The sequence below is a fragment of the Mumia sp. genome (genome assembly GCF_028803055.1).
GTDB lineage: Bacteria > Actinomycetota > Actinomycetes > Propionibacteriales > Nocardioidaceae > Mumia.
On sequence record NZ_JARBCJ010000157.1, the window covers coordinates 1 to 7,993 of the forward strand.

Consider the following 7,993-nt stretch of genomic DNA (forward strand, 5'->3'; position numbering starts at 1 on the left):
CGGTGACCATCCGCAGCGAGAGCGTCGGCCTGCAGCTCAACCGCAACGCCGACGTCAAGCTCCGCGGAGTCATCGTGGGCCGGGTCTCCGACATCACCTCCGACACCGGACGCGCCACGATCCACCTGATGATCGACCCCGACTACCAGCCCCTCATCCCCTCCGACGTAGAGGCGCTCATCGTGCCGAAGACGCTGTTCGGCGAGAAGTTCGTCGACCTGCAACCGGTGGCGGCCTCGGCCGGTACCCCGATCGAGTCCGGCGACGTCATCGCGCAGGCCGACCTGCCGGCCGAGGTCGAGACTCTCCTGGTGGACCTGGACCCGATCCTCACCGCGCTCAACCCGGCCGACCTCTCCTACACGCTCAACGCGGTGGCCGAGGCGTTGGACGGCCAGGGGGAGGCGATCGGCGCATCCCTCGAGACCCTCGAGGCCTACCTCCAGAAGATCACCCCGCTCGCCCCGCGGATCGTCGAGGACATCACGCTCCTCGGCGAGACGGCGCAGACCTACGCCGACGTGATGCCCGAGGTCGGGCAGACGCTGCGCAACGCGGTCGTCACCGGCAACACGCTGACCGGCCGCAAGGCGCAGCTGCAGGCGCTCTTCGTCGAGACGGCAGCGTTCGCGACCACCGCCGACGCCTTCCTCGACCGGACCGGCGACGACCTCATCACGCTCGCGCGTCAGTCCCGTCCGACGCTCGAGCTGCTGGCCGACTATGCCCCGACCATCGGCTGCGTGCTGAAGGGGGTCGACCGGCTCAAGCCGCGCATCGACTCGGCGTTCCGAGACAACCGGGCCCACGTCACGGTCGAGTTCGCGGCGCGCTCGCCGCGGGCGTACGACCGCCGTGACGCCGCCGACCTCCCGCCGGTCAGCGGGGGCGGGAGTGCGCTCGACCCGACGTGCTCGACCCTGCCCTCGACCCCGTACGACGGCTCCCGGCCCGCTCCGGGCATGAGCAACGCCCTGCTCCGCCAGCTGGGCATCGACGGCCCGCTCGGCAAGGCCGCCCCGCTGGTGGCACCGGCCAGGGTGAGCCCCGCCGGCTCGCAGGCCGAGGAGGAGCAGATCGATGCCGTGCTCGCGCCGGCGCTGGGTGTGGCGGCCGAGGACGTGCCCGACGTCGCGCAGGCGCTGGTCGGACCGGTGCTGCGTGGGGCGGAGGTGACGTTCGGATGAGTCGCCGCCGACGCCGCCGTACGCTCGACCCCCGGCTCGACCGCAAGACCAGCGGAGCGCTCGTCCGCCTGCTGCTGTTCCTCGTGGTCACCGGGACGCTCACCGGGATCCTCGCCGTCGTGATCGGCAACGTCTCGTTCCTCGACACCAAGGAGTACAAGGCGGTCTTCGCCGACGTCACGAGCCTCGTCGAGGGCGACGACGTCCGGATCGCCGGGGTGCGCGTGGGCAACGTCGTCGGTGTGCGGGTCGACTCCGACGCGACTGCCGAGGTCACCTTCAGCGTCGACTCCGACGTGACCCTGACAGAGAGCACCCTGGCGACGCTGCGCTACCGCAACATGATCGGCCAGCGCTACCTCTCGCTCACCGAGGGCGCCGAGGGGACGAGCCGGCGCCTCGAGCCGGGTGACACGATCCCGATGTCGAGGACGCAGCCCGCGCTCGACCTCACCGTCCTCTTCGCCGGCTTCAAGCCGCTCTTCCAGGCGCTGTCGCCCGACGACACGAACCAGCTGGCGTACGAGCTCATCCAGGTCTTCCAGGGCGAGAGCGGCACCGTCGAGTCGTTGCTCGGTCACACCGCGTCGCTGACCCAGACCCTCGCCGACCGTGACGACCTGATCGGGTCGGTGATCACCAACCTGACGACGGTGCTCAAGTCGTTCAACGCCCGCGACGCCGAGCTGTCCAGCACGATCTCGACCCTGCAGCAGCTCATCACCGGGCTGAAGGACGACCGGGGGGTCCTCACCGGCTCGCTCGACGACATCGCGTCGCTGACCAACGAGACGGCCGGGCTCCTCACCGCGGTGAGGCCCGACCTCACCGCCGACATCTCGCACCTGCGGGACCTCACCGCACAGATCGGCACCAAGCGTGCACGCCAGGCCCTCGACAGCACCCTCCAGATCCTTCCGATCAAGATCGACCGGATCGGCAGGACCGGCCAGTACGGCTCGTTCTTCAACTTCTACGTCTGCGACGTCGGCATCGACGGCAAGCTGCCGTCGTTGAGCGGGGTGCCGGGGTGGGAGAACGCCCGCCCGTTCAAGACCACCAGGCGCGTGACCGTGACGGGACCAGGGGTGAGCCGATGCGTGCGATGAAGCCGTTCCGCGAGCGCAACGCCGCCGTCGTCGGTGCGGTGAGCGTGCTCGTGATCGCCCTGTTCCTCGTGGTGGCCAGCCAGGCGAGCAAGCTGCCGCTGGTCGGCAGCGGGCCGACGTACGCCGCCGAGTTCACCGAGGTCGGCGGCCTGAAGAAGGGTGACGACGTCCGGATGGCTGGTGTGCTGGTCGGGGAGGTCGACGACCTCGAGCTGGAGGGCGACAAGGTGCGCGTGTCGTTCCGGATCAAGGACGAGCGCGACCGCCTCGGGAAGGCGACAGGCGCATCGGTCCGGATCAAGACGCTGCTCGGGACGATGTACGTCAGCCTCGAGCCCGCAGGGGGCGGCACCCTCGAGCCGGGGAGCGTCATCCCCGCCTCGCGGACGACCCCTCCGTACGACATCGTCCAGGCGTTCTCCGACCTCAGCGAGACGACCCAGCAGATCGACACCGACCAGCTGGCGTACGCGATGCGCACCCTCGGAGAGGTCACGTCGAAGACGCCGGAGGAGTTCCAGAAGGCGGTCCGGGGTGTCACCGCGCTGTCGGAGAACCTCGCCGCTCGGGACGCCGAGATCAAGACGTTGCTCAAGAACATCGACGGCATCTCCGGTGTGCTCGCCGACCGCAACTCCGAGGTCGTGTCGCTGTTCGAGGACGGGGGAGTGCTGTTCGAGGCGCTCACCCAGCGCCGGCAGGCCATCCACGACGTCCTGGTCGGCGTCACCCGCATGTCCGACGAGATCCAGAAGCTCGTCGCGGACACGAAGGCCGACCTCAAGCCGGCGCTCGACCGTCTCGCCGGCGTGGTGAAGGTCCTGAAGGCCAACGAGAAGAACATCGAGTCGGCCCTCGAGCAGCTGCCGGCGTTCTACTCCATGGTGGCGAGCAACGGAGGCAACGGACCGTGGCTCGACGGGTTCCTCTACAACCTGCTGAGCATCCTCGGACTGGAGGACGGACTGTGAGCGCCGACGTCACGCGCGCCCCCCGGGTCTCCCGTCGCGTCGTCGAGGGCGTCGCGGCGGTGCTCGTCCTCGCACTCGTCGCGGCCCTGGTCGTGATCCTGCTGCCACGGTCGGAGAAGCAGACGGCGACCGTCGACTTCGACCGGACCGTCTCCCTCTACGAGGGGTCGACCGTGCGCATCCTCGGGGTCGACGTCGGGACGGTCGAGTCCATCACGCCGCGCGGGTCGACCGTCCGGGTCAAGATCTCGTGGGACGCCGACTACGCGGTGCCCGCCGACGTCACCGCGGTGATCGTGTCGCCCTCGGTGGTCGGGGACCGCTTCGTCCAGCTCACGCCGGCGTACGCCGGCGGCCCCAAGCTCGCCGACGGCGCTCACCTCGACCAGGAGCGCTCGGCCACTCCGACCGAGCTCGACGAGAGCTACGAGGCGCTCGACCGGGTGGCGAAGGCGCTCGGTCCGCAGGGAGCGAACGCCGACGGAGCCCTGAGCACGCTCCTGGAGACGTCGGCTGACAACCTCGACGGCCGGGGCGAAGAGATCCGCCGCAGCATCGCCGCACTCGCCAAGGTGACGACGACGGCCGACGGGTCCAAGGACGAGCTCTTCTCGTCGATGGAGAAGATCGAGCGCTTCGTCTCGGCGCTCGAGCAGAACGACGCCTCGGTGCGGTCGTTCAACTCGAGTCTCGCCGACGTGTCGACGGTGCTGGCGGGGGAGCGCGACGACCTCCAGGCGGCCCTGCGAGAGCTGGCGGCGGCCCTTGGCACGGTCCAGTCGTACGTGGCCGAGAACCGTGCGAGCCTCCGCAAGAACGTCGACGGGCTCGCCGACGTCACCGAGTCGCTCGCCGACCAGCGCAAGAACCTTGCCGCACTCCTGGACCGCGGGCCCAAGGCGCTGTCCAACCTGGCGACGGCCTACAACCCGACCACGGGCACCCTCGACACCCGCGCCACCATCCTGCGCAAGGACGACGGCAGGTACCGCACGCTCACCGAAGCGGTGTACGTCGGGGCTTACTGCGGTCTGGCCTCCAACCAGAACCCGAAGTACAGGACGACGTGCTACGCCCTCTCTGATCAGCTGGTGTGGTGGCTCGCCGACCAGGCGAGGCGTACGAGCTCCGACGGAGCCGCGTCCCCGGCCGCCGAGCCGCCGGCACCCGGCGACGCCGGTGGGGCGGACGCCTCGGACGACGCCGGTCTCGTGGCTCTGATGGGGGTGGCGTGATGCGTGAGACGTTCGGACGCGCGAGGGCGGCGGTGGTGCTCGCGGCTGCTCTGGTGCTGACGGCAGGATGCGGACGCGGCAGCGTCGGAGACCTTCCCCTCCCCGGTGGCGCCGACCTTGGTGACGACCCGTACACCGTCGTCGTGGAGTTCGAGGACGTCCTCGACCTCGTGCCGCAGAGCGCGGTGAAGGTCAACGACGTCTCCGTCGGCCGGGTGACCGACGTGGCGCTCGACGGGTGGCAGGCCGTCGTCACGATGAAGGTCAACGGCGACGTCGAGCTCCCCGACAATGCCCTCGCCGCGATCCGCCAGACCAGCATCCTGGGCGAGAAGTTCGTGTCGCTCGCCCCGCCTCCCTCGGGCGCGCAGGGCCGGTTGTCCGAGGGTGACCGCATCCCGCTGGTGCGCTCGGGCCACACCCCCGAGGTCGAGCAGGTCCTCGGCGCACTCTCGCTCGTCCTCAACGGCGGGGCGGTGGACAAGATCCAGGTCATCGCCCGCGAGCTCAACGCGGCCACGACCGGGAGAGAGGCCAACATGCGCACGCTCCTGCGTCGCCTCGACGAGTTCGTCGGCACGGCCGAGGCCTCCAAGAAGGAGATCGTCGTCGCCATCGAGCAGATCGACGCGCTCGCGAAGGCGACCAGGACTCAGCAGTCCGCGATCGACGACGCCCTCGACGACCTGCCGGCAGCGCTCCAGACCGTGAACGCGCAGCGGGCCAACCTGGTGCGCATGCTGGGAGCGCTCAACACGCTGAGCGGCGTCGGCACCGAGGTCATCGTCAAGTCCAAGCAGTCCGTCGTCGCAGACCTGAAGGCGCTCAACCCGGTGCTGGACAACCTCGCCTCCGCAGGGGACGCGCTGATCAGCTCGCTCGAGGTGCTGCCGACGTTCCCGTTCCCCGACAGCCTGCTGGGAGACAACCCCGAGCAGGCGGCGGCGTACCAGATGGGCGACTACACCAACGTGTCCCTCGACTTCACCACCGACTTCACGAAGACCATCGGCCTCATGACCGAGGCCGAGCGGGCGTCGCTCAAGGCGGCCCTGCGCAGTGACGACGTCGCAGGCGTGATGGCGCGGACGGTGGTGGCGCCGTGATCACCCGTCGCGTACGCGTGCAGCTCGTGCTCTTCCTCGTGATCACGCTCGTGGGCATCGCCTACGTCGGGGCGACCTATGCCCGGCTCGACCGGCTGATCGGCGGCAGCGGCTATTCCGTCACCGTCGAGATGGCCGAGTCGGGCGGCATCTTCACCGGTGCCGACGTGACGTACCGCGGCGTGAGCGTCGGCCGGGTCAAGGAGATGTGGCTGACCGCTGACGGTGTCGACGTGGAGGTGCGGATCGACGAGGACGCGCCTCGGATCCCCGCTGACACCGCGGTCGTCGTCGCCAACAAGTCCGCCGTCGGCGAGCAGTACCTCGACTTCCAGCCCGAGGGGGCCGCCGGGCCGTTCCTCGGCGAGGACGACGTGGTCGCCCGTGAGCGCACCCGCGTCCCGGTCGACACCCGCACCTTGATCACCGACGTGAGCGGGCTGCTGTCGTCCGTCGACGCCGACGACCTCAGCACCGTCATCACCGAGCTGGGGGCGGCCTTCGAGGGGTCGGGCAAGGACATCCGCACCACCATCGACGCGACGAGCTCGTTCATCACCAAGGCCGACCAGAAGTACGCGATGACCGCCGACCTGATCCGCGAGTCGACCACGGTGCTCCAGACCCAGGTCGACGGCCAGGACGACATCCGCGCGTTCGCCACGAACCTGCGCGACCTCTCGACCGCCATGCGGACCTCGGACCAGGACCTGCGCACCGTTCTCGACACGGGCGCCCCGACCGCGGCCACGCTCCGGACCGTCCTCAGCGAGAACGCCGACGACATCGCGTCGCTGCTCAGTGACGCGATCCGGCTCAACACCGTGGTGCGCGGACGCCTCGACGGGATCCGTGGGGTCCTGGTCATCGCCCCGTACGGCGTCGAGAGCGCCTTCTCGATCATCGCCAAGGACTCGCGCACCGGCCAGTACGCCGCGCGCATGAGCCTCTCGCTGCAGCCGGAGAACGCCCCGTGCGAGACCGGCTACCTGCCCCGGTCGCGCCAGCGGACGCCGTTCGACCGCACCCCGGCGGCGTGGCAGCGTGCGTTCGCGTGCGCCGAGCCGCAGCCGCGGTCCGCGGCCGCCGCCAAGGGGGGCACGAGCCCCGCGGGGGTGACACGTGACGAGAGCGAGGTTCTCGGTACGTACGATGTGGCGACGGGTCAGGTGGACGTCGGCGGCACGACGACGATCCCTGACGCCCCGGACCTCGGGAAGGAGTCCTGGAAGTGGATGCTGCTCGGACCGGCGGTCGCACGCTGACCCGCACCCGCCTGCTCGCTGTGGCGCTCGCGGCGGTGGTCGTCGCCGGGGTGGTGGTCGGCGTCGTCGCGCTCGTGCGGGGTCCGCAGATCCCGGCGTACGCCGACGCGGCCGCCCGCCAGGACGTCCGGGCGGCGACGGAGAAGTTCGCGACCAGCGTCAACTCCTACGACGTCAAGGACCTCGACCCGTACGTCGCTCGCGTGAAGCCGCTGCTGACCGACGATCTCGCCGTGCAGTTCGAGGCGTCGACCAAGGACCTGCTCGGACAGTTCGCCGACACGGGGATCGTGTCGAAGGGCAACGTCGAGCAGGTGGCGATCGAGAGCATCGACGACGACAGCGCCGAGGTGCTCGCCGCGATCACGGTGGAGACCGAGCCCAAGGACGTCCAGGTGGGTCAGCCTCGGCTCCGCTGGCGTGTCGCGCTGGTCCGTGAGGGAGACCGCTGGTTGGTCGACAGCTTCACCAACGTGACGGTGGAGACGGCCGCGACGCCGGCCCCGGGTGCCGCACCGACGCCGACGCCGACGCAGGGGAGCGGGTCATGAGCAACCGACGGCCTCGGATCGCGGGGGAGCGGCGACGTCCCGCCACGCCCGGTGACGAGCACGACGAGCCGGTGGAGGGCCCCGAGCCGTCCGTCGAGGAGGGTGGTAGCGACGCCGTCGAGGCGGCTCCCGAGGCCCGTCCACGCGCGCCGCGGACCCCACGGGCCCCGCTGTCACGACGTGCCCGGATCGTCCTCGCCACCCTGGCCGTGCTCGCCGTCGCGGCGGTGGCCTTCGCGGTCGTGGCGACGCTGGCGGTCCGCCAGACCGAGGGCGATGCCGAGGCACGGGTGGACGCTGCCGAGAAGGCCACCTCGGCGGCGTCGGCCGCGCTGGAGTCGACGCTCAGCTATCGGCACGCGACGGTGACCGAGGACCTCGAGGCCGCCACCGAGCGGATGACCCCGGACTTCGCCAAGGAGTACGAGCAGCTCGCACCGCAGGTCGCCTCGGCGGCCAAGCAGCGCAAGATCGACGTGACGGCGACGGTGCGCGCGATCGCCCCCCTCGAGTGCGGCCAGGAGTGCTCGGACTCGCGTGTCCGCGTCCTCGCGTTCGTCGACCAGTCC

At 70.4% G+C, this 7,993-nt stretch carries 8 protein-coding genes; all 8 read left to right on the forward strand.

The annotated features are described in order from the left end of the window. Window positions 1–1,187: MCE family protein (locus PV363_RS13795; protein WP_301022607.1), on the forward strand; the 1,187-nt coding region annotated here is incomplete at its 5' end. Continuing rightward, window positions 1,184–2,296: an MlaD family protein gene (locus PV363_RS13800; protein WP_220345331.1), complete on the forward strand. Its 1,113-nt coding sequence runs from the start codon at window positions 1,184–1,186 to the stop codon at window positions 2,294–2,296. The genes PV363_RS13795 and PV363_RS13800, both read left to right, overlap by 4 nt. Beyond that, the gene (locus PV363_RS13805; RefSeq protein ID WP_220342083.1) at window positions 2,284–3,267 is read left to right on the forward strand and encodes an MCE family protein; all 984 of its coding nucleotides are present in this window, start codon (window positions 2,284–2,286) and stop codon (window positions 3,265–3,267) included. Before PV363_RS13800 ends, PV363_RS13805 begins: the two co-directional genes overlap by 13 nt. Next, the gene (locus PV363_RS13810; protein WP_220345330.1) at window positions 3,264–4,502 is read left to right on the forward strand and encodes an MCE family protein; all 1,239 of its coding nucleotides are present in this window, start codon (window positions 3,264–3,266) and stop codon (window positions 4,500–4,502) included. The genes PV363_RS13805 and PV363_RS13810 overlap by 4 nt, the downstream gene beginning before the upstream one ends. Then, entirely contained in the window at window positions 4,502–5,608 is a 1,107-nt protein-coding gene (locus PV363_RS13815) for an MCE family protein (RefSeq protein ID WP_220342081.1), read from the forward strand. The genes PV363_RS13810 and PV363_RS13815 overlap by 1 nt, the downstream gene beginning before the upstream one ends. Continuing rightward, window positions 5,605–6,873: an MlaD family protein gene (locus PV363_RS13820; RefSeq protein WP_301022608.1), complete on the forward strand. Its 1,269-nt coding sequence runs from the start codon at window positions 5,605–5,607 to the stop codon at window positions 6,871–6,873. Before PV363_RS13815 ends, PV363_RS13820 begins: the two co-directional genes overlap by 4 nt. Beyond that, window positions 6,840–7,424 (forward strand): hypothetical protein, encoded by a 585-nt coding sequence (locus PV363_RS13825; protein ID WP_220342079.1) that lies wholly within the window; start codon window positions 6,840–6,842, stop codon window positions 7,422–7,424. Before PV363_RS13820 ends, PV363_RS13825 begins: the two co-directional genes overlap by 34 nt. Then, window positions 7,421–7,993: hypothetical protein (locus tag PV363_RS13830; protein WP_301022609.1), on the forward strand; the 573-nt coding region annotated here is incomplete at its 3' end. The genes PV363_RS13825 and PV363_RS13830, both read left to right, overlap by 4 nt.

Bases quoted from the DNA above. Each gene is read 5' to 3' on its own strand.
- PV363_RS13800 (WP_220345331.1), top strand. From the start codon at position 1,184: ATGAGTCGCCGCCGACGCCGCCGTACGCTCGACCCCCGGCTCGACCGC.
- PV363_RS13815 (WP_220342081.1), top strand. From the start codon at position 4,502: ATGCGTGAGACGTTCGGACGCGCGAGGGCGGCGGTGGTGCTCGCGGCT.
- PV363_RS13805 (WP_220342083.1), top strand. From the start codon at position 2,284: ATGCGTGCGATGAAGCCGTTCCGCGAGCGCAACGCCGCCGTCGTCGGT.